The sequence below is a fragment of the Prevotella sp. C0209C1 genome (assembly GCF_056583855.1).
Map to the genome: position 1 here is coordinate 64,508 of NZ_JBWPJP010000004.1, position 20,939 is coordinate 85,446.

The 20,939-nt window shown below is 40.1% G+C and carries 19 protein-coding genes; 4 read left to right on the forward strand and 15 right to left on the reverse strand.

Annotated elements, in window-relative coordinates; genetic code table 11:
- Positions 1-8: 8 nt before the first annotated feature.
- The 14 genes from AC1DCD_RS01945 to AC1DCD_RS02010 all read right to left on the reverse strand — a co-directional run bounded on the left by AC1DCD_RS01945 (position 9) and on the right by AC1DCD_RS02010 (position 15,339).
- A complete protein-coding gene (locus AC1DCD_RS01945; protein WP_008447482.1) occupies positions 9-521 on the reverse strand; it encodes a hypothetical protein in 513 nt (170 codons plus the stop codon).
- Positions 522-543: 22 nt separating this feature from the next.
- A complete protein-coding gene (locus tag AC1DCD_RS01950; RefSeq protein ID WP_008447447.1) occupies positions 544-996 on the reverse strand; it encodes a hypothetical protein in 453 nt (150 codons plus the stop codon).
- A gap of 1 nt (position 997) precedes the next feature.
- Entirely contained in the window at positions 998-1,576 is a 579-nt protein-coding gene (locus AC1DCD_RS01955) for a DUF6808 domain-containing protein (protein WP_008447506.1), read from the reverse strand.
- Between the two features lie 10 nt (positions 1,577-1,586).
- The gene (locus AC1DCD_RS01960; RefSeq protein ID WP_008447456.1) at positions 1,587-2,030 is read right to left on the reverse strand and encodes an N-acetylmuramoyl-L-alanine amidase; all 444 of its coding nucleotides are present in this window, start codon (positions 2,028-2,030) and stop codon (positions 1,587-1,589) included.
- A complete protein-coding gene (locus AC1DCD_RS01965; RefSeq protein WP_008447445.1) occupies positions 2,017-2,259 on the reverse strand; it encodes a hypothetical protein in 243 nt (80 codons plus the stop codon). Before AC1DCD_RS01965 ends, AC1DCD_RS01960 begins: the two co-directional genes overlap by 14 nt.
- Complete coding sequence (locus AC1DCD_RS01970) at positions 2,249-2,500, reverse strand: hypothetical protein (RefSeq protein WP_050773460.1); 252 nt, start codon at positions 2,498-2,500, stop codon at positions 2,249-2,251. The genes AC1DCD_RS01965 and AC1DCD_RS01970 overlap by 11 nt, the downstream gene beginning before the upstream one ends.
- Entirely contained in the window at positions 2,497-2,775 is a 279-nt protein-coding gene (locus tag AC1DCD_RS01975; protein WP_394330068.1) for a hypothetical protein, read from the reverse strand. Before AC1DCD_RS01975 ends, AC1DCD_RS01970 begins: the two co-directional genes overlap by 4 nt.
- A 36-nt stretch (positions 2,776-2,811) precedes the next feature.
- Positions 2,812-3,282 carry a hypothetical protein gene (locus AC1DCD_RS01980; RefSeq protein ID WP_008447462.1) on the reverse strand — a complete coding sequence of 157 codons (471 nt, stop codon included), beginning with the start codon at positions 3,280-3,282 and terminating at the stop codon, positions 2,812-2,814.
- Positions 3,279-3,746 (reverse strand): hypothetical protein, encoded by a 468-nt coding sequence (locus tag AC1DCD_RS01985; RefSeq protein ID WP_480348878.1) that lies wholly within the window; start codon positions 3,744-3,746, stop codon positions 3,279-3,281. The genes AC1DCD_RS01980 and AC1DCD_RS01985 overlap by 4 nt, the downstream gene beginning before the upstream one ends.
- 103 nt (positions 3,747-3,849) lie before the next feature.
- Positions 3,850-11,934: a glycoside hydrolase family protein gene (locus AC1DCD_RS01990; RefSeq protein ID WP_464639728.1), complete on the reverse strand. Its 8,085-nt coding sequence runs from the start codon at positions 11,932-11,934 to the stop codon at positions 3,850-3,852.
- Positions 11,931-12,569: a hypothetical protein gene (locus tag AC1DCD_RS01995; protein WP_008447517.1), complete on the reverse strand. Its 639-nt coding sequence runs from the start codon at positions 12,567-12,569 to the stop codon at positions 11,931-11,933. The genes AC1DCD_RS01990 and AC1DCD_RS01995 overlap by 4 nt, the downstream gene beginning before the upstream one ends.
- Before the next feature lie 14 nt (positions 12,570-12,583).
- Complete coding sequence (locus tag AC1DCD_RS02000; RefSeq protein WP_008447452.1) at positions 12,584-12,991, reverse strand: hypothetical protein; 408 nt, start codon at positions 12,989-12,991, stop codon at positions 12,584-12,586.
- Between the two features lie 76 nt (positions 12,992-13,067).
- Entirely contained in the window at positions 13,068-14,510 is a 1,443-nt protein-coding gene (locus tag AC1DCD_RS02005) for an SU10 major capsid protein (RefSeq protein ID WP_464639725.1), read from the reverse strand.
- Between the two features lie 40 nt (positions 14,511-14,550).
- On the reverse strand, positions 14,551-15,339 hold the full coding sequence (locus AC1DCD_RS02010) for a hypothetical protein (RefSeq protein WP_353586677.1): 789 nt from the start codon (positions 15,337-15,339) through the stop codon (positions 14,551-14,553).
- Between the two features lie 121 nt (positions 15,340-15,460).
- Here AC1DCD_RS02010 and AC1DCD_RS02015 point away from each other — a divergent pair, with 121 nt between their 5' ends.
- The 4 genes from AC1DCD_RS02015 to AC1DCD_RS02030 are packed head-to-tail and all read left to right on the forward strand — an operon-like array spanning position 15,461 to position 18,808.
- The gene (locus tag AC1DCD_RS02015; protein ID WP_039864103.1) at positions 15,461-15,895 is read left to right on the forward strand and encodes a hypothetical protein; all 435 of its coding nucleotides are present in this window, start codon (positions 15,461-15,463) and stop codon (positions 15,893-15,895) included.
- The gene (locus AC1DCD_RS02020; protein ID WP_353586674.1) at positions 15,835-16,371 is read left to right on the forward strand and encodes a rhomboid family intramembrane serine protease; all 537 of its coding nucleotides are present in this window, start codon (positions 15,835-15,837) and stop codon (positions 16,369-16,371) included. Before AC1DCD_RS02015 ends, AC1DCD_RS02020 begins: the two co-directional genes overlap by 61 nt.
- Positions 16,356-18,449, forward strand: a complete 2,094-nt coding sequence (locus AC1DCD_RS02025) for a terminase large subunit (protein WP_353586672.1) — start codon at positions 16,356-16,358, stop codon at positions 18,447-18,449. Before AC1DCD_RS02020 ends, AC1DCD_RS02025 begins: the two co-directional genes overlap by 16 nt.
- Positions 18,450-18,475: 26 nt before the next feature.
- A complete protein-coding gene (locus AC1DCD_RS02030; RefSeq protein ID WP_039864105.1) occupies positions 18,476-18,808 on the forward strand; it encodes a hypothetical protein in 333 nt (110 codons plus the stop codon).
- 126 nt (positions 18,809-18,934) lie between these two features.
- On the opposite strand, the gene AC1DCD_RS02035 is transcribed toward AC1DCD_RS02030, so the two are convergent.
- Complete coding sequence (locus AC1DCD_RS02035; RefSeq protein WP_464639721.1) at positions 18,935-20,911, reverse strand: portal protein; 1,977 nt, start codon at positions 20,909-20,911, stop codon at positions 18,935-18,937.
- Positions 20,912-20,939: the final 28 nt, after the last annotated feature.

Consider the following 20,939-nt stretch of genomic DNA (forward strand, 5'->3'; position numbering starts at 1 on the left):
ACAGAAGATTAGTAGGTAGGACGTGTAGGACGGCTGCGCTTATACAAAGCACGCTTTACATTCTCCAGACTAACCTTTGAATGGCTTGCATACGTTTCTGCGTCTTCCTTGTTGGTTATGGCAAACCAGTCTGCAAGTGCCATATCAACCAAATACGAATGTATGCCATTACCTAAGCTATCTGCTGAAGCATTGTTGTAGTTAGATGGTAGTCTAAATGTAAGAGTAAGCTGTCCGCTATTATCAATCTCACTTTGCATACGGTTATTGCTTGTGGTCTTATCTTCAGACAGATATTCGCCAAGCAGACTTTTGAGGGACGAAAAAGCATTGGCAAGTGAACGGCGTACCTGATAGCTGTTCTCATCATCATCACTTGCTTGCATATTCGATGCTGCCTCATAAGTCTTCTTACCCTCAGCCTCACGTGCCTGTCCTGTTAGATAGGCTTTGTTCTGAATGTCATAGATAAGCTCTTTAACCTCTTCCGTTATAACGAGGTTCTTCTTGTTTTCTGCCATATCATTTATATAATTAGATGAACTATTCGTATGTTGGACGTATCGGCTTCTTCTTAAAATAAGCCTTACGCAGAATATCTTCCATGTCGGTTGCAGCAGATTTCGCATAACTTTCTGCTTCTTTCTTATTTGTGAATGTATACCACTTACTCGTGATATTCATAACAAAGAAGCTGAATAGGCTACGCTGCATACTCTCTTTCAGGTTTTCATCGAAAGAGTTAGATAATTCTAATCCCAATGTGTATAGGTCGCTTACCTCCTGTTCTATTCCAAGTACTTTCTTTAAGCTGCCTGCAACCATATTCTTGCTCTCATTCCAAAAGCGTTCAAGCATTGCTTTATCTTCATCAGTTGTGAAGATGCGGTCGTAAGCATCTTCGTCATTTTCCATCTTGGCACCAGTATAAGAGGTTGTCTTTGCAACTTCATTATAAACTTCTCCCTTAGCTATTTGAAATTCAATACTTTTCATGTTACCATTTTACGATATTATAGTTAATGCCTATACCAATATATGGTTGTAGGCTGTTTTTACCAATACCATAGCCTACTTGCACCCCCACCCCCCAATGCTTCTCTTTGCTTTTGAAATAATGATTGACAACGTTCGTTTTGTTGTACACAAAGATGCTATCTACCTTTGGATTGTAGCCACTTACCCATACTTTATATGTGCTGTCCTCGTAAACCTTTTGTGTGATTGGTATCACTACTTTTACGCTATCAGGAGTACTTTTGATGCTACTGTCAGTCGGCATTATATAATTTCCGTCAGAAGTTGTATTATTTAGAATATATTTTTTATCAGAATGTGTATTTTCGCAGCTAACAGGGAGTGTTACGGTATCATATCTAAGTACGGTACTATCTTTTGGTACAGGCAAATAGTACGGTATAGTATCTTGAAAATGGATAGTATCTGTTACCTCGTTCAATTTCGGTAGAGGTAACTTGTAATATCGGTACAAGAAATAATAGATAATAGCAAACATACCTATAAGCAAACATCCTATAGATACTAATGCTTTTGTAAAAGTATTTTTCTTTTCCATAATGATAAGTTTATAGATTAGAATACTCTTCTTTTGCGTTGAAGCATGGACACGCCTTGATATATTCAAACGGTTCTATCTTGTCATTTTTGTTAAGGTCTGGCGAAAAGTCCCTATGCCCTTGAATGATAGCGTTTGGATATTTCTTATGCAACATCTTTAACAGCGAGCGCAAGCTTGCTTTCTGCTCGTCCGTGCGGTTGTCAGTGGGTTTGCCATTAGTATCAATGCCACCAATATAAGCAACATTGATAGAAACAGAATTAAAGCCCTTAACGCCATTGCTGACTTTGGTCTCATCAAGAAGTTGTGTAATCTTGCCATCTGGCGACACCACATAATGGTAGCCTGGGTTCTTCCACCCTTTACGCTTAAATTCCTTACGCAAACCATCAATGGTTTCTGTCTGATGACTTGCTGTACAATGTACTGCTATAAATTTAATTATTCTCATCACTTTTATCCTCCATTGTAAATTTAGAAAGAGCAGCTGCACCTGCTGGTACACCTATCAAGTACGGATATATTATAGACCACCAGTAAGGTTCTATCGCCCCACCTGATACAAGTGCCGTATGAATGGCTAACGCTGTTGCGCTGATAGCCAAACTTATTTTGATTATTTTCTTAAAGAAAGATGGAGTCTTAGCTTTCCACCTATATCCCCATTCCCTAAAACTCATTTTTAACCTCCTGCTTTGCACCAAGCTCTGTTACCTTGTTTTGAATATCATTTACTTTATTCATCAGCTCTTTCATGTTTGTTTCATATTTATCTGTCTGTCGCTGAAACATTACATGATCATCATTTACCTGAACTTCCAACATAGAAATGCGTGAATTTATTTGAACCCAAGCTCCGAAGAATGCGATAGCTACGGTCAAAAACACACCTATCAATGTGTTCTTTATAGAGTTACTCATCGTTTACAAATTAATACTAATGTTCGTATACCAAAGCCGATAGCAACACCTCCAACAGTCAGCCCCCAATCGATGATGTTTGCCTTTCCGCCCCACATCTTATCTTTTAACTCTAGTGCGCTTGCAATGCCAATTCCTGAATATGCAGCACAATACCAATCGTTAGCCCCTAAGCCTATCAGAATTCCTCCTAATAGATGCTTCCAGCGATTGCTCTGTTTTATCCATTCAATAATTTTCTTCATAAATCTTCTTTTAGAATGTGCCTCATGCAAAGATAATTTTATATTATTGCACTTTTGGTTTATCTTTTAATACAGCTTTATTGCTATACTGGCTACCAATGATAGTACACAAATAGCTTCACTGATGAATGTTGCATTCTCTCTCCACTCATGTTTAATGAATATAAAAGGGAAAACCGTCCATAAGCAAAGTAACCAAGGTTCTAATATCGCCACAACTATTTGGCTGCCTACACCAAATAAGTAACCTCCAAAGTAATGTATGACTTTCCACTCTGTTCGATAATATGGAGAGGCTGCAACCATCAACAGCCCAGCACTTACCAATCCACCAACAAATACAAGACTTGTAGGCAATGCGTGAAGCATCGGGAATAAAAGCAATGAAGCTACTGATGCTATCCATAATGAAAACAGAACATCCCCGATGTAGTAACTAAAGCTACTAACACTATCAGGAAGTTCTTTTGCTTTCCGTATAGCAAGTAATGTTACTGGTATTGACAGTAACACTGAAAGAATAAGTAAAATTATCATAATCCGAATACAGTTAAGTTTATGCTATCTTTTTCCTCCCATCCCTCCTGTAATGTAGTCTGAATGAAAGACATTGCAGAAGTAAAGAAGTTCTTTAACTCTTCCTTTGTCTCAAACTTCTTATACACAGGTTCAGTTTCGTTTCCGAACTTAAAGGTTATAGGTAGGTTTGCTCCATCTGTCATCATACACAAATCAAAGGCTGCTTTGTAGTTGAAACAGTTCTCTTGTGAGAGCCATACCATATTTCCTTCATAAGTGAAACCACTGAGAATTTTTGCATCAATGAGAGAATTTATGAATTTTACAAGGTCTCTCTTTAACTCTGTTTCTGTTGGCTTATGGTCATAGTCTTTGCGCCAACAGTAGCCGTCTTCTTCGCTCTCTTCGTTTTTGACAAATCCCCAAAATAAGACATAATGATCTTCACTTAACTTCAACAACTCATCATGTCTTTTCTTCATCCCAAATACTTTGAAAAATTCTGTGTTCATAACAATTCCTTTTATGTGAATTTGTACACAAGGCGTGGCGGATTTTACCCGCCGACGCTCTGCGCTTCTCGCTTTATTCGCTTATCTCTATTTTTCCTCTGAAGGCAAGCCGAGAACCAGTATCAGAGAACGAACTCGATGATGTGTATCTCGAATTCGCAAAGACGAGACCGCCAAAAGCTCTCGCTTGCCCACCGCTACGAATGATAAAAACGCCTCTATCTTGAGAATGATGATATTCATCAGTATAGTTAAAAGCCGACCTTTTGTTGTCTGAATTACATTTAGACACAATGACATCACAATATCTGCCATGTTTTGTTCTTGCAATACAGTAGTTATCTATATTTAACCCCTGTACGGTGCGTTCTGTCTTTGTCAATGGATCGTAAATATGCCATACAGTATCAAGCGGATATGTATCGGCAGGTACACACTTGTCTTTCATAAACTGCTCATACGTTGGAACGTTTATGGCAACATAATCCATAAACTCCCACAAACAACCGAAGAAACTCTCAAAGCCAAGGCACTTGTTATATTCATTGTCATTACGCTTACTATCAGTATTACCAATATCATCACGAAAACCAGTAGTAGTACCTATTGAACTTATTCCGTAACCACATACAAGCTGCGCATCACGTGTGCCATTAAGGGAAAACCAAAGTATTGCCATCAACTTAGACATTTCGTAGTCAAATATCTGGTAACCCTTTCCTCTCCTATGTGCTATATTCTGAAAATCTTTTCCAGTATAGTGAATTGTATTTACAGGCATGTTTTTCGGTTCTCCATTCTCGTCATACTGCCATTCAGGAGATGTTTTGTCCTCACCGTCTCCTGAGCGTACTGGAGCATCTGAAACAGAACGTAAGCGTAACAAGCTATCTACCGATGCCTGATAAACACCACCAAGCCATTCTTCGCTGCGTACCCAATCGGGTTCAATAGCTTCTACCTCCGAACTGTCTACTGCTATAGCTTCTAATTCTGCGTTGGTATTGCGAGAAGAGAATATAAAACTCTTTGCACCATGTGGTACTTCTATAAAGATATAGTCTCCATCTACAAAATCAAATAACGTATTACCAATAGTCATGTTATATTTGGAGATAATCAAACCATCTGCATTTACAAAGCATGCGCCAATAGTAGAGTTGTTCATACCTGGATATCTCACTTGCTTCATGCCCTCTACATCAATCTTGTAGGTGTTAACGTTTAAAACATCTGCAAGAACTCCTGCGCTTCCAAGAGTACTTTCGTTCTCCGAAATACTCTCCGACATAACACCAGTGTTGGCTTTTAGAAGAATATCACTCAACGTTTTGCGTGTAGTCTTCTTGGCACTTGACAGTGGCTTGTCTTCAAGGCTACTCCATGCAATATACTTCTTTTGGTTCTTGAAGTCATTAATGCCTTTATACCACAGTGTTGGGCAACGCATCATAACATCATACCCACCAGCTGCCTTATCCTTATAGTCAAACTCTTCTCCATTTGCTAAGTTGTGATAGTTCTTTTCCGAAATCTTCACACCTTCCCAAACATCTCGTTCTGTATTCAGCTTTCCTTTGACAGGGATTAAGTTCTTGCGTATCTTGGTAACGTGACCACTTGCTACAAACTCGTTATCGAACTGCTTACCAGTGTTGTTGTCAAGATTGGAAATGTTTGCAGGGTCATCTATAGTGTCATCAAATACAATCATGGTGTATTGCGACTGATGAATAGTTAAGTTCGGATAATACCCCTGTAAAGATGCAAGGATTTCTTCTTCAATATACTTATTAAGAGTCCAAATACCACTGAGACCATCGCAAAGTGTTTTCTGTTCAGAACCAATACCACGTGTACCCATTGCCTTCATCGCTGTTAGTGCCGTATCTTTTTTAGTACATTCTATATTCTGAATAGACACTGTGCTGATTGTTGCACCTGCTGTTATAACATCTTCAAGTACCTGTATTGGGTCTATATTGGCACAACCACTTATCTTAATTGTGTTTACCTTGCTTAGTCCCTCGTATGTTAAACCCCCGTTAGGATATATTACATTTGGCATATTGACAAATACAATATCCGTCATGCTCGCAGGAAACTCTGCAACCTCCAAAGGGCAAGCCTCTGCTGGTGTAAATGCTCTTAACGTACTACCCTTAGCAAGTAATGTCTTTAAGCGTGGACAGTTTTCTGCACGCACACTAAGCACCTTGGTGTGCTGTATGTCAATCTTCTTTAAGAATGGCATTGCAGGAAGATTAAGATAAGTCAGAACACCTGTCGTGTAGGCAGGTGTATAGCTTTCTCCACCAACAATCAATTCTTCCAATAGTGTACAAGTGCTAATATCGAACGCTTCCTGTTTAGGTGTACAAGCTGATATATCAAGCACTGCTAATTTGTCAGCACCAAACACATACACCATCTTGCCACTCTCCTGTGCTGCATTGGCTCTTAATGTGTAGCTCTCACCTGCTTTCAAATAGCAACTATCTGTTACTGTATCTGCACGGTCTTCTCCCAGTCCGAAGAAGCCGTCTTGAGCAGCCGTAATCTTAATACTGATAGCTCCCATCATACGAGCCTTGAAAGGTGCTGTATAAAGATCGCCAACTTTATAGAAGCCATCACGCAACTTAAAACGCTTACGCTGATAATCGGGTAAGTCTTCAAGTCTCAACCCATGCAATGCGTAAAAATAATTAGCAGCAGAGGTAGAACTCTGAATGTACTTACGTTCTCCATCAAATGAACTTGTAACCTTTGCCCATTTGCTTAATCTCTTTGTTATCCAGTAATGGTAACAGCCATCAGCGGAGAAAACTTTGCGGTTGTTGCGCTCTGCTTTTCGCATTGCATCAGCCACATCATGTAGTGTGATGGTTGTTGTGCCACTATCATCTATCCATAAGTTTGGTGCTGCATACGTCTGTACGAATGTTACACTATCCCAACCTTGATATAGATGTGAAGTGACGGCATCCATATCCCAAGGAATTGTAAGACCACAGTCATTGTCGCTGCCGTCTACACAGTCTCCATCGTACCAATGGTTGAAGTAGGCTCGTATCGTTCCATTTGGCTCCAAATAGAAGGCAATCATCATATTCTTACTACGCTGGTCTACTGCTGCCTTGTAATCGGACGCAATTGTATAGCAACACAATGAATATGGGTTGGCGTACTTATGCACTTCTTGCTGCCATTTCTTTAGACGATTTTCCTTTGTACCTGGCACTGAGACATCACCAAGCGTAATATTTCCATTTGCTTCTGTCTGATGTTGGTTACATTGCTGTGAGAACACAAGCCACTTATAAAGGTTATAAGGGACTTTCTTGCCTGCTTTGTAAAGCGCTTCAAGATTGTCATCATCAGGATATCGAGTTTCATAATAACTCATCCAGATTGGTGCTCCTATTGCAGAGTCGATACGCATCATGTCATCAAGACTGTTCACGCCCTGACCCCAGCATAGGCTATCATACTTTAAATATTCATAGCACTCTGTTGGATTTACAACTCGTCCCGTAACACTCCACTTCTTAGTAGCCTTGTTAAAAATCATTTTGCCTGTAGTGTCTATCCAGTTGCCACCTTGATACTGTACATAGTGGTTATCACTGGTCTTGTACACGTTCTGCCAAGTGTAGTTCTTAACATCATCTGTAAGAACTTCTGCAAGCGTTTTGTCGACTGCAACAGGCTTTTCTACAGTCTGTACCTCTCGCATAGTACCTTTACCATCATTCTCAATCACAATATGCTTATCACCACAATACTCACTAAGAACATAGATATTTCCTGCAATTAATTGGGTGGTATCTGCTAACACTTGCGACTTAAAAACTGTTAGTGTTTGATTCTGTGCTGCTACGAGTTCTATAAAGTCACCATAATTGAGGCACTTCTTACTATATCCGTTTACCCCTTTGAAGCCAAAGAAGTCTGCATCGCCTTTATCAGCATTGAAGTTGGCTTTTGCGTGGAAATAAGCTTTGGTCGGGTTTTCGGCATCGTTATGGTTCATCTTGCTATCAGTACGAAATAATGCACAAGGTACGCTATCTATACTTGTGTGGATTTCATATTCCCCTTCATTGTAAATCTGAGCGGGGGTCATGTAATCCTTTCCCAAAGCTATCTGCGTATCGTTCATTAGTTCCATCATGGCGCCATTGTGAGCGCCACAACTATCAGAATAGTCTACCTTAATAGTAAAGATCTTTGTAAAATTACCACCATCAACAATTTGAACACGGTGCTTTGCTGCCATAGATACACACTTATCATACTTTGCAAGAGCTTCGGAATTGCCAGGGAACATTGCTGCAATTTCTTCTCGTGTATGCAACAAGGTTACAATAGCCCTCTTCATTTTTCCCTTCTTGTTCTTTATAGGTCTCCAAGAAGATGTAGTTCCCTGATTGGTCTGCGAGATACCAATAATCTTACAATCCTGCCAAGGTCGGTCAGGGAAATAACAATACCAATCTACAATCTGTTTTGTCTTCTTGTCACCGTCCTTAGCTTCAAGATAATCAGGGTAATTGGCTGCTATATCCTCTGTGTCTGGGTTCTTACATATAGCACACACCATAAGTCCTGCATCAAGACACTTTTGCATGGTAGGTCTCTCTTTTGTAGTCCCTTCTGCTGTAACACTCGCAAGAACATCATTCTCCTCGTATTCGTTAAACATTGCCACCGTATCTGTAAGCCCTACAATATAGTTATTACATGCTTGAATAAAGTTATAGTATGTGTTCCAAACTGTTATATCATATAGATATAAATCTGCTTTATGCCCGTCAAAACTGATAGGTGTATAATGGTTTGTAAGCTCTCCAGCTTTATAGGCTACAGCACCAGCCTCATCTCCATTACGGAATATTTTAATTACACCAATACCACTATATGGCGCAATGGCTGATGGTTCAATTACAATATCGAAGCGTGTTACCTTATTATTAACGTATGGTACAATTGCCGTTGTTGCAGCATCTGTAAGAGAACCATTTGTCGCAAGGATAAGTTCTTCTCCAGTGAGTATGAAACCAAGTTTCTCTCCCATACACTTAATAATATGTGTGTGGTTATCTGCAACGTTTTTCGTCATAACTGTAAACGAAAGCGCCATACCGTTTGTTTCTATACTGTTAGAAGCAAATGGATGATAGCTGCATACTGCTGAAACATCTTCTGCAATGCGCAATGCCATACGTCCGTTATCATCTGTAGTGCCATAGCTACTTGTACCGAAACTATCCTTGACAAAGCCGTTGGTTGAATAGTTAGAACCTTTTACCGCAATATCAATCTTTTGCCCATCAGTTGTCTGTGTCGTAATGGTCTTATCACTGTCGGCATTACTTCTCTCGGACATATTTATCTTAAACAAAGCACCCTCTGTTTCGCTGATAGGTAATAGTGTACCGCTGATAGTAATTTTATAAAGTTCAACCAAAGAGCTTGCTCCACACGTAACATCAAATGTTAGCTGGTCATTTTCTGCATAGCTAACTAATCGCTTGCTGATAGTGAAAGTTTTTTCACGAACCATTATCTGCTTTGTAACAGTTTCTACTTTCCCTCCTGCTACATTTGTAAGTGTTACAGTTGCTTCGGGGCGTGAAGTGCTACGTTGATATACTGCAACATCAAAAGAAATGGTAGAGTAAAGTTTCTTTTTACCATCACTATTATCACTCCACCGTGCTACAACAATAGGTTTATCGTAGTCATCAAGGCTACTATCCTGTTGAATTACCATAACGGCAGTATACAGAACATTACCCTTTACCCCTGATGAGACATCTTGTCCCTGTATGCGGATAGGGTATGCTCCATGAGATAATCCTGTAGGATCAATGTTCACAGTATGCGAGTATGTATCGGTAATTATAGGAGTGGCAAGTGTTTTCCAAGAGCCATCACGATAAATCTCTATAGTAGTCTTGACACCCTTATCACTACTGTTGTTGGGGTATGAAAACATGAGAATGTTTTTGGGCTTACCACCGACTTCTAGACTGGTATCTTTCGTATAGTTGAGTGTCTGCGCACTGACACAAGTAACATCGACAGATGTAACGGAGAGGTTCTTACGTGCTGTATTCCCTCCGTCATCAACGACCTGCATCTGTAAACTCCCTTGTCCTGCATTTACATAGAGTGAACTCAAATCAAAGACAAAGCTATAGTCTTCCAAAGTTGAAGATGATGGTTTCTTTGTGTCGAATGTAGCAACGACTTTCTTTGTTGTACGGTCTACAAACTGCACGTTTGTAATACTGTTGCTTGTCTCTTGGCTTCCAGCCTTAGTAATACTCATAATAGCAGCATGGCAGATAAATGAACCACCAGCCTTTCCATACAATGGGTTTTCCTTAAAAGCTATGGCAATGGTTGTTCCACTTGTGTTTCCACTTGTACCAACAGTAAACTGTTGCTCATCTCCTACACCCTCATCGGCTTCATTGACAAGCTGCAATTTCACAACACCTTCGGTCTCTGTGTTGAGTTTGATGTTTGTTGGTATCTTAGAATAAGCTCCACCTGTTGAAAAAGCCTTTTCTCCATTTTGCTCAGGGGTGTCAGATACTTCTACCTTTGCTGTACCTCCACCTCCAAAGGCAACCCATGGCTTCAAATCTGCTGGATTGATGTCTGGTACTTCACGAGTAAATTGGAATGTCGACCACACAGGAGCACCGTTACTATCATTGTCAGCAGTCTTGAATGTTAGTACTACACCGCTCTTAAAATACTTAAATCCACTTTGTTTTTCTAAGTTCTGAACGGCTTTAATAGCTGTACTTAATGTGTATTCAACGTCTGAGCATATAGTGTTTACATTGAGAATGTTTCCAATGTTACTACCATTTGTACCAAAATCTTTCCAGTTTCCCTCTTTGTTCCACGCCTCGGTGTTCACCCATTGCTTTGACTGCCAACCATTATTAGGAGTATTGAAAGTAAGGACAATACCTGCTATCTGATAATCTGCTTTATTTGGCAACTCATCAATCTTTGATAGAGCTACAGAGAATGTCATATCGCCATTCTCTTGACCTAATAGCTTATTAACATTGATAACGCCACGTGCCTTAATCTGCGTTACCGTATTAGAATTACTGCTCTCCAACGTAGAAACACGCTTCTTGACATCGGTCATATCATCTTGCAGCTGCTTTCCATCGTAACCAGGAAATGCAGTGCTACTTGTATAGCCGAGTGCAAGGTCTGAGCCAATGGGAGCTAATTTCGTCCCACTCCACCTATAGGTAATATTGTCAGAAGAATCAATATATACTTTACCACTTGCAGGGGTGCGACCATCTTTAGACGCAGTACCGTAATTGTCCGCACCAGACCAATCACCGTAATATGTGGTTGTACTATCTTCGTCTGATGCTACTGCTAATACAAACTTATTCTTAGCTCTGTTGTAGACGACTTTAGTATGTTCATCTTTTGATGACTTATCTGTAGCTTGCTGCTGTGCTGTCAAGCTATCCAAGCAACTATCAAACTCTATGACATCATCGACGTAACTCGGCAAATGAGCAGATGATACTTTGCCTTCTTCGTCTAAAGGTGCAATACCATTTGCCTTGCCTTTCGAGTCTTTTATAGTGGTTAATTCAGCATTCACATCAGATGCTGCTTTCTTTGCATTCTCTGCAGTCTGTTGTGCTTTCACAACTGCTTCATGAGTTTGATTTACACTATCCCTTTGTGTAGTACTTTGTACTTCAAGTGCTTTTATCTTATTGGAGTTTTCGCTAATGTCTGCTTGTAGCTTTGCAATGTTATTATTGTGCTGCTCACTATCTACTGTAGGATTACCACCACTTCCTCCAGTAGCTACCCATACTCCACCGTCTGCAACGTAAATAGGACTGGGGAGTGAACGCCCTACAATAGCCCACCAACCATCATGTGGCAATGGATAGGCTTCACGTAATTTCTCAACAGTGGTAAATATACCTTTGTTCGCACCCTTGATATTCTTAGCATCAAGCCAGCCATCTACCTTAAAACCGCCTTTTATATGACCATTTCCTTGAATAGTTGTGTTACCACCAATAGAGACATTGCGCCCAACGGAAACATCACCGTCTATCTGTGTGTTTTTTATTGAACTCATATTAATGTTGATTTTGTTAGTTCCGACAAAGCCTTACTTTGGTCTGCATTGCCGTATGTTGTTAATACTAATGATGCTATAGTATATATTACTGCTTGATAGCAGCGTTCGCAAATCTGTACTCCACCATCATCATCAATTTTAGGATATGGAATATAAACTGCTCTACTAACCATAGCATCTGTACTCTTGCAGGAATAGAACTCAAGCACTCTTCCTTCGGGACGTATAGCAATGGCACAAACAGGCTTTTGTGCAGTACCACGTATGCCCTTGAAACGACTGCTTTGCTTCTCATATTCTTCATCATCTTCACTGATAGCGTGGTAAACAGGTCTTTCCCAATCGTCCATCTGGAATACTACAAGGCGCATAAAGTCTTCAGGGAGTAGACACCAACCGCTTTCAAGCTCTTTCCAATAGATAGCATCGCCAAAGTTACTTCCACTGTCAAGTAAGTAGGAAGGAGCTTTACTGTGAACTCTCCTAATGGCATCAACTATCTTTGATTTGATAATGTCATTAAGAGAAAGCGTGTCCACATCGCCAAAATCACTAAGTGTTTCACTTGACATATTTTGGTCTATGGCAATACGGACATCTTTTGCTATTTCTTCAAGACGATAAACTTTCATACCTATAACCTATATTACAATCCCTCAAACTCAATGCCGTTTGCAGTTGCTGCATCCACGATGGCTTTTGAGGAGCGGAGTTTGGTTCGACTAACACCTAACACATCAGCTAAGTAGTCTTTTGCTTCTCCCTCATCGTGTACAGTAATCTTACGGAGACCATTTGATGATACTGTCGTATCTTCCTTACTTGTTTCTTGCAGAGGTGTAGTCTTTGGTGCGTTCTCGTCTTCTGCTCTGTCAAGTTTGAAGAGAGAGTTAAATCGGTAATGATTTTCAAGGGCTTTTTGAATATCCTCGATATTGGTTGAAAAAGTACTACCACCACTTGATAATGGGACAAAGGCTATGTGCGTACTTTTGCCACTACGCAGAACTAAGTTTACCGCAATATTTGAGTCCGAACTATAATGCTTTATCATATCTATTATAATTAAGAAAGGGATGGGATGTTAATTATCCCACCCCCTTTTGTAATGTTATTTTTATTAGTTCTTCTTATAAGACTGGTGCTTGTGCAAGTTTCATTCGTGCGTGTGCCTTAGCATAGCGCAAGTATAAACAGCTCACTTCCTGAATAACTACTGCATCGGTGTTACGGATACCTGCGGTCTTCAAGTCAAGGACATTACGCGCCCAAGAAACGTGTGTCTTCTTAGAAAGGTATTCAGGATCCATTGCAAAACCGCAATCACTCATGCCGTTCACATCAAACAACTCGTGATGAATAGTTAGTACTTCTCCGAAGTCTGTATCCCAAGACTTAAACTTCAAGTTCCATACTTCGACAGTATCTTTCAAACGGAACTTATCGCTCTTAATCTTAGAGAATGCGGAAAGCATGTCAGAACCACAGAACAAAATCTTACGCTTATTACCAATACCTGTGCCGACAAATAAATCTTTAGTAATATCTACAAGGTTCTCGTCCGAAATTACTGCACACTTCTTTTCTGTATCCCACTCGCCAACTTCGATGTCTTTACCAGCCATCCACCAGATACCACCAGTGAACCATGTGTTCATACCCTCTTTGGCAATGTGCTTGATAACATTCTTTACACCAAAAAGATAGGTGTTTTCCATTGCAAGGCGCATATCATAGATACCGTCCTCTTCAAGGTCAGAGAAGTTCCAGTTTACCTCCTTTGCAGCTATCTTATCGAAGGTAGATTGTTCAACCTGTATCATAAAGTTTTGACAGTACTGCGTCTCAGGCATAGGAATGTTGTTGAAACGACCTGTCTGAACATCTAATTCTCCACATGCTTTACCCATTCTTACAAGGGTTGCACCGCTCTTAATCTGTGGAACAAAGATAGGCTGCTTACTTGTAGAATCCATTGCGCCATTTACGGCATAGACTGTAGGTAGATTAGTTGATGCATCCTTACCACATACACACAATACAAGGTCTGGAATGTTGCTACCCTCATAAGCCTTTCCTGTATTGGGGTCAGTAACACCCTTAACTCCTACAACACGGATAGTATCGTCAAGAGTGAACATATTGGTATCGCTTACAGGCAAAGAGGTACTTGCACCGCTACTCATAGCATCTACCTGCTTCGTTGTAGTACACTTAATCTCTCGTGTTCCTACGGAGTAGTACTTAACCTCAAATGAGTCGCAAGAACTTGACTTAGCATAACGGCTAATCTGGTCTACAGGAGTAGCCATTGGTCGAATTTTAACGATGCGCTGGTCTACATCGCTCATGTAGAAGTTACCATCACCGTCTGTGCGCCCCTGTGTTTCGGTAGCAATACCTGCGGTGGTCTGTTTACTTCCATCTCCCTCAGCTCCTGCGCTGGTCTTTCCTGCATCGGGAAGTGCAGAGGCATCAGCCATAAGCACACCATTTGATGCACCCGTCACAAATGCCAACACCGTCAGCATAATGCGATAAAGAAAACTTGAACTTTTTCGTAATGTTTTCATTGCTTTTGTTATTATGAAATTTATATATGAGTGATATTTGTTATCGGTTATAGGCTTTTCGTTTCTCACCTCCTCGTTCCCAAATAGTTTGATTACCATCGTACCGTCCAATAGCTCCAAGGTCTGGAAGTGGCTTCTGTGCCTTCCCACCTCCATTCTTTCCATTGAGATTGGCAGTACCATCATTTCGTGAGGACTTTTTCAACTTCTCCTCAATCTTTGCGTTTCGTCCTCTTACCTCGCCCTCGTGTGCAGCTTCTTCGACGTTGGCATCATGGTTAATAGCTTTTGATGCCATCTCTATACTCTCACGTGAAAATTTGCCGAGTATACCATCTTTCATAATGTTTATAAGGAACTCCATAATTTGGTCTACCTCTTCATCGCTCCAGCCTTTATCTTCTTGAATTGCAGTAATGGTATCGTAAGTTTCGGAGATATTTTTTTGATATTGTTCATCAAAGTCTTTCTCCTTAGCAACTCGCTCAGCATATTCTTTACTTGCCTTTGCAACTTCTTCTTGCTTTGCAGGGTCTTGAAGCTCCTCTACAAAGTCTTCTCCAAACATACGTACCAATTCAATGGCAGGATTACCACCCTTACGCCAATTGGTAAGGAATGCTGCACTACGAGGGTCGCTCGTAAATAGGTCGGAAAAAGCCTTTTCTCTTTCCTTATACCCTGCTACCTCTTTGTCATAATTATCGTAATCGTCATTGATTTGACTAAATAAAGTCTCATCATCATCAAATTGTCGGTCAGGATATTTATTTTTCATCCTTTCCGAAAACTTGTCTCGATTACTTCTAACTGTTGTACTATCAGCCATAATCTTTTATGATTTTATATTTTGATGATTGTTTTACTGCAAATATACATTGTAAAATATTAGTTTTAGGTATAAGTATTATTGTTTTTATTAGTAACTTTGAAACGTAGATAAGGTAAATATGAAGAAACGAGGTTCTTTAATGGAGCATTCTCAAGAGCGCATCGAAAGCATAATGCGCATCTATGATGAATATATTTCATCATGTGAATACATCGACACCTCTTATATTTGTAAACATATAGCTAATATACCTGCACCACGTTTTTGGGTGTCAAGTATATGGGCAAGCAAGATGATGTATGCAATGTTTAAGGGATCCCAGCTTAAAAATATGTTACCGTCTAAAAGAGAAATGTTTCAAGAGATATTCAGACGAGTTAAGACTTTGCGAAAGCTGCACCCTTCTTGGACAATAAAAAAATGTTGTGAGATTGTTGTAGAACAACCTGCTCCGAAGTTTTATCTTACAGCAGAAAGTATAGGAGTAATGATATGCAAGGAAAAGAAAAGACGTTTCGAAGAAAGAAAGAAAAGGCTACGTCATTGCTTTTAGCATTTGCAGTTATTGTACTTTCTTTAATAGGTTCCTCTAATTGGTACTCAATTGGTATCTATGCAGGAGGCTCGTGGATAGGGAGATTACTCTACCCTTTTTTTCATGCCAGTGTGGTACATGCCTCACTTAATGCTTGGTGTTTTATATGCCTGATGTTTATCTATGACATAAAACTTACGAGGGTATTCGTAGCGTATATTGTATCTGTAAGTTTTCCTATTGACACTTTGTCATCCTTTATATCATTTCCACATTTGCCAACGGTAGGTATGTCAGGTATTGTATTTTTTCTATTTGGCTCTATCTCCTTTGAAGTAAGAAAGAAACTATACTACCAGTCGTGGATGCTGTTTTATCTTATTGTTGGTTTCTTCTTCCCCAATACTAATGCTTGGTTACATCTGTATTGTTATTTGTGTGGGGTCGTGTTTTCACTTCTTAACTATCCTATAACAATATGCAGAAAGAAGTAGTGAGCATACTAAAAGAGAACAACAAGCGCAATGCCGATGTCTATCAGTGGTTCGACCCTATCAGTGGTATTGGCTCTATAGGGAAACGTACAGAAGTACATATTGACGATTTCCCATTAGAGACACAATATCTACCAGTCGAAATGCTTAATCTTCCATTGGTTAAATTACTGATGAAATACGGAAGCATCAAACATTTTCTAACTATTGAACTGGCGGTAGAGTATAGCGAAGAAGACCGTCTGAAAGTTATAGAACAATTCGTGCGCCTACGATGCAGGTATGATTTTGCATTTTGGGCTGCTATGTATGTGTACATCAAGAACAAGGGCGGTGGAGATGATGTCCTATTTCGCCTGACACGTCCGCAGAGAAAGTTTGTAGAACGTCTTGAAGCACTTCGTAAAGCCAACAAACCTATACGAATAGTGTTGTTAAAGGCTCGCCAATGGGGTGGTTCAACAACTTCACAGCTGTATATGGCATGGTTACAACTCATTCATAAAGTCGGACTTAATTCTCTTATCATTGCTCATCAAGGTGCAGGTTCTGATGAAATCAAGGATATGTTCGATCGTATGATTAAGGCTTACCCTATATCTATGCTCTATAAGCTGGGAGAAACATACAATGAGAACGAGTCTAAACTGGTAGGTGTAGGACATTCAGGGTCTATCCATCGTGTACCACAACGTAATTGTAAGATAAAGATTGGTACTGCTGAACGCCCAGACTCTTGTCGTGGTGGAGATTACAACCTTGTGCATTTGTCCGAGGTTGGACTATGGAAGACTACTGACGGAAAAAAACCTGAAGATATTGTGCGTTCTGCCTGTTCGGGTGTCTTGTTAAAACCCTATACGATGATTGTCTATGAGAGTACGGCTAATGGTACGGGAAACTTCTTCCAACGTGAATACGATGCAGCAAAGCGTGGAACTTCACAGTTTGAAGCTATGTTTGTATCTTGGTTTGATATTGAACAGTATTCTTTGCCATTTGATAATGATGATGAAAAAGCAGACTTCGCTATATGGCTTTGGAAAAATAAAAACAATACAACACCATCTTCTGCACGTGCGGAAAGTGGTAGGTATCTTTGGTGGCTTTGGCAGAAGGGTGCAACATTGGAAGCTATCAATTGGTATGTACAAGAACGTGCGAAGTACAACGAACACGCACCAATGGCTTCTGAATATCCATCTGATGATGTTGAGGCTTTTGTTCATTCAGGTGAACGTGTATTCGATAAGTATAAGGTTGATACTTTCCGAGCTTCATGTAAACCTCCTAAGCTAATTGGTGATGTTTATGCTGATGAAGATGAAGGTAAGAATGCTTTGAAGAACCTGCGCTTTACAGAAGACGCACAAGGGCTTCTGTGGGTATGGGATTTGCCTGAAATAGACGATAAGGAAATTGTAACCAATAGATACGTTACTATTGTTGATATTGGTGGACGTTCTAAAAAAGCAGACTGGTCTGTAATATTGGTAATCGACCGCCTTTTCATGATGGACGGTGGTAGACCGCAAGTAGTAGCGCAGTGGTATGGACATATTGATATGGATATACTTGCATGGAAAGCTGCACAGATAGCTGCGTTCTATGATAACTCCCTGTTGGTAATTGAGAGCAACACGCTTGAAACGCACGACAAGGAGCGTTCTGTTGATGGTGATTTGTCTCACTTTATCCTCAATCAGATTAAAGACGTTTATCCTAACCTCTATGCACGCAAGCAGACGGAAGATGAGATACGAGAGGGTATTCCTCGCAAATACGGCTTCCATACAAATGTAGCTACCAAGCCAATGATTATATCAACGCTTATCAAGGTAGTGCGTGAACATCTATACATAGAACGTGATGAGCGTTGCTTAGATGAATATGTGGTATATGAGAAGAAACAGAACGGTGCATTTGGAGCTATCATAGGCAAGCATGACGACTTATTAATGACACGTGCTATTGGTTTACATATTTGTTTCTACGAAATGCCTATACCAACAATTGTTCTGCGTGTCAATAGAATAATGCCAAAGAAAAAAAAAGCAGTATCTGCTGCCACCATATAAGTTTCATTTATCAAAATTGTTAAACTATGAATGTATTTAAGAAATTCAAAGCCTATCTGCGTTATCGTAAAGCGGTAAATAAAGCTGATGAGGCTCACGAGAAAACAGGCGAGCGTTACTATGTAATGCCCTCATCAAGTAAAAAGAAGACACTCCTAATTATGGATAGGTTCAATTTTCGCAAGCTGAAGCATAAGGGCTACATCACCAGCAAGGCTTTTGTTGCCGACCTCGAAAGAGGGTGCTTCTATGCTACACCTTACAGAAATGGTTCTGCGGAGTTCTCTACTTTAGTTATTGAGTTTAAAAAGCGACAGTATTACGCATGGTATGATGGGAAGATACAGCACAAAGAGTAAGCAAGACATCGATGGTGTTGCTACACTTACGAATGATGCGCTGGCATTAGAGAATATCCGAAAGGGGAAGAATAATAAAGGTAAATAATATAAAAGGCGTAGGAATAAATCTTACGCCTTTTATTGTTATGATGCGATTGCTTGGTGTAATTGGTTTACAGCTTGCATATTTGCTCCCTGCTGCGCCTGTTGCATAATCTCTGGAGATACACCTTGCGGTGTTTGTCCCTGTTGCAACTGTTCTTTCTGAGATTGTATGCTCTGCAACAATTCGTCCGCAAATGGGAAATTACCATGTTCAAGTAACTGCTCCACGCTGATGGCATTTGCTTGCCATAACTGCATCAATACATCATTTGCAAGCTGACGATAAGCAGGAGTTGTTGTGCTTTCTGTTATCGACAGATCAAACTCAACGTCTCTAATCTTCTTTGGGTCGTATTCAATTTGTGCGCTTGTCTTACCAGCAATATTGAATACTCGCTTACCATCATAGAATTGTTGAATATTCTTCACGTCTTTGTAAGCACCATCGACAACGAAATACGAGAAACATTCCAACATATCAAGAAGCGACATTGTAGCGTTTTGAGTTTCTTGGTTGTATTTAGCTGCACTTGTCCCTGCATACCCAGGTTTACCCTGTAATGCTCCATTAACACCTGAAATATCCTCAAAGAATTTGAGCTGCAAATTAAGAAGTTCGGTTATACCTATATTTGTAGAGTTATTAGCTACCTGATGGGGGATTTGACCGCTTTTTGATGGCTTGAAGACAATAACACCATTAAACTCAGCCCAACTCTCTGCAATATCTTCCATGCTTACTCCATCAGGTAAACTATCCTCAGGCATAAGTAATACACCTTTGGCACTGGCACGCATAATCCAGTCGTAAAGAGTGATAAGACGGTTTGTGTATCGCTGCTGGTCTATCACATCTGCCACAAACGAATGTATCTCTCCATCAATAAATGGATATGCCTTGAACACGTACGGATGGCTACCATGTTCAAAAGGAGTTTCTCCTTCTTTCAGAATATCACCGAATGGAGAAAGGTAGTAGAAATACCAATAATCGTCCATAAACCAAGTAGCTTTGATAAGTGGTACTTCTTCTTCTGGCATTCCTGTAGCCTCAGCCATTTGCATACGCTGTGCATTGACCAAAGTAACCTCTTTCTCAAAATCTTCTTCCTCTATCTTGTATATATCGCCATTTTGATAATCATGACATCGGTAGCGAGGTTTTTGTTCTTTGCGCCATACTTCGATTACTCTACATCGACCAGGCTCACTTGTAAAGAGGAAATCGTAATTATTAAGCCTGCTGTAACCAAAACGTTTTGCATAATTAGCAAGAAATTCTTTGCGTGCTGCCCATTTGTAAATATCTTTTAGCTTTTGATAGTCTTCTGTAGACTCGGCAAACTGCTCACACAATTGTCCAAAGCTCACATCGTGAACCTCTCCTAAACAACTAACATCCCAACCTCTGAAATCTCTCATGTTGTTATCTATGAAGAAATTGTTTGGCTGAACATAGTCCGTCCAACAATCTTCCTTACCATTGCGCCAGCCATAACTCTTACGATGTACAATAAAGCCTGATATAAGAAACTCTTCCATAGTACGTGCAAAGACTTCACTCATTCGATTAAGCTGCATATTGCATTGTAAAATGGTAGACATTGTTTCTCCCAGTTTCTGTTCGTCTCTGTCCCGTGCGGTGCAAGTCGGCTCTTTCGACTGGGAACGGTAAACCCCCAACACATTACGCACAAGCCTACGAATAAGATTGTTTTTTAGAGGAACATTACCTTGCTGCTTGATATATTCTTCCTCTGTCATAGATTTACCATCTACACATATCATATCGTCCCATTGGCTTCCGTATGTATAACGCTTGTTACGTTGTCTATCCTTTCGGAATTGCTCCATTTGGTTCCAGTAATGCTGCGCTTCCATAAGAATATCAAAAGCCCTACGACTGCCAAAGTTATGCGAACGAAAAGAAACTGTATCCATTTCTTCTCTATCTGCCTTTGGTGCAATCTGGCTCATCGGTAGTAATTTTTCTTTTTTCTTTGTAACTGTATGCATATCTTCTTGTTTTCGGTGGCACAAATCT

Coding starts and splice junctions, on each gene's coding strand:
- AC1DCD_RS01945 (WP_008447482.1), bottom strand. CDS start 521: ATGGCAGAAAACAAGAAGAACCTCGTTATAACGGAAGAGGTTAAAGAG.
- AC1DCD_RS01950 (WP_008447447.1), bottom strand. CDS start 996: ATGAAAAGTATTGAATTTCAAATAGCTAAGGGAGAAGTTTATAATGAA.
- AC1DCD_RS01955 (WP_008447506.1), bottom strand. CDS start 1,576: ATGGAAAAGAAAAATACTTTTACAAAAGCATTAGTATCTATAGGATGT.
- AC1DCD_RS01960 (WP_008447456.1), bottom strand. CDS start 2,030: ATGAGAATAATTAAATTTATAGCAGTACATTGTACAGCAAGTCATCAG.
- AC1DCD_RS01965 (WP_008447445.1), bottom strand. CDS start 2,259: ATGAGTTTTAGGGAATGGGGATATAGGTGGAAAGCTAAGACTCCATCT.
- AC1DCD_RS01970 (WP_050773460.1), bottom strand. CDS start 2,500: ATGAGTAACTCTATAAAGAACACATTGATAGGTGTGTTTTTGACCGTA.
- AC1DCD_RS01980 (WP_008447462.1), bottom strand. CDS start 3,282: ATGATAATTTTACTTATTCTTTCAGTGTTACTGTCAATACCAGTAACA.
- AC1DCD_RS01985 (WP_480348878.1), bottom strand. CDS start 3,746: ATGAAGAAAAGACATGATGAGTTGTTGAAGTTAAGTGAAGATCATTAT.
- AC1DCD_RS01990 (WP_464639728.1), bottom strand. CDS start 11,934: ATGAGTTCAATAAAAAACACACAGATAGACGGTGATGTTTCCGTTGGG.
- AC1DCD_RS01995 (WP_008447517.1), bottom strand. CDS start 12,569: ATGAAAGTTTATCGTCTTGAAGAAATAGCAAAAGATGTCCGTATTGCC.
- AC1DCD_RS02000 (WP_008447452.1), bottom strand. CDS start 12,991: ATGATAAAGCATTATAGTTCGGACTCAAATATTGCGGTAAACTTAGTT.
- AC1DCD_RS02005 (WP_464639725.1), bottom strand. CDS start 14,510: ATGAAAACATTACGAAAAAGTTCAAGTTTTCTTTATCGCATTATGCTG.
- AC1DCD_RS02010 (WP_353586677.1), bottom strand. CDS start 15,339: ATGGCTGATAGTACAACAGTTAGAAGTAATCGAGACAAGTTTTCGGAA.
- AC1DCD_RS02015 (WP_039864103.1), top strand. CDS start 15,461: ATGAAGAAACGAGGTTCTTTAATGGAGCATTCTCAAGAGCGCATCGAA.
- AC1DCD_RS02020 (WP_353586674.1), top strand. CDS start 15,835: ATGCAAGGAAAAGAAAAGACGTTTCGAAGAAAGAAAGAAAAGGCTACG.
- AC1DCD_RS02025 (WP_353586672.1), top strand. CDS start 16,356: ATGCAGAAAGAAGTAGTGAGCATACTAAAAGAGAACAACAAGCGCAAT.
- AC1DCD_RS02030 (WP_039864105.1), top strand. CDS start 18,476: ATGAATGTATTTAAGAAATTCAAAGCCTATCTGCGTTATCGTAAAGCG.
- AC1DCD_RS02035 (WP_464639721.1), bottom strand. CDS start 20,911: ATGCATACAGTTACAAAGAAAAAAGAAAAATTACTACCGATGAGCCAG.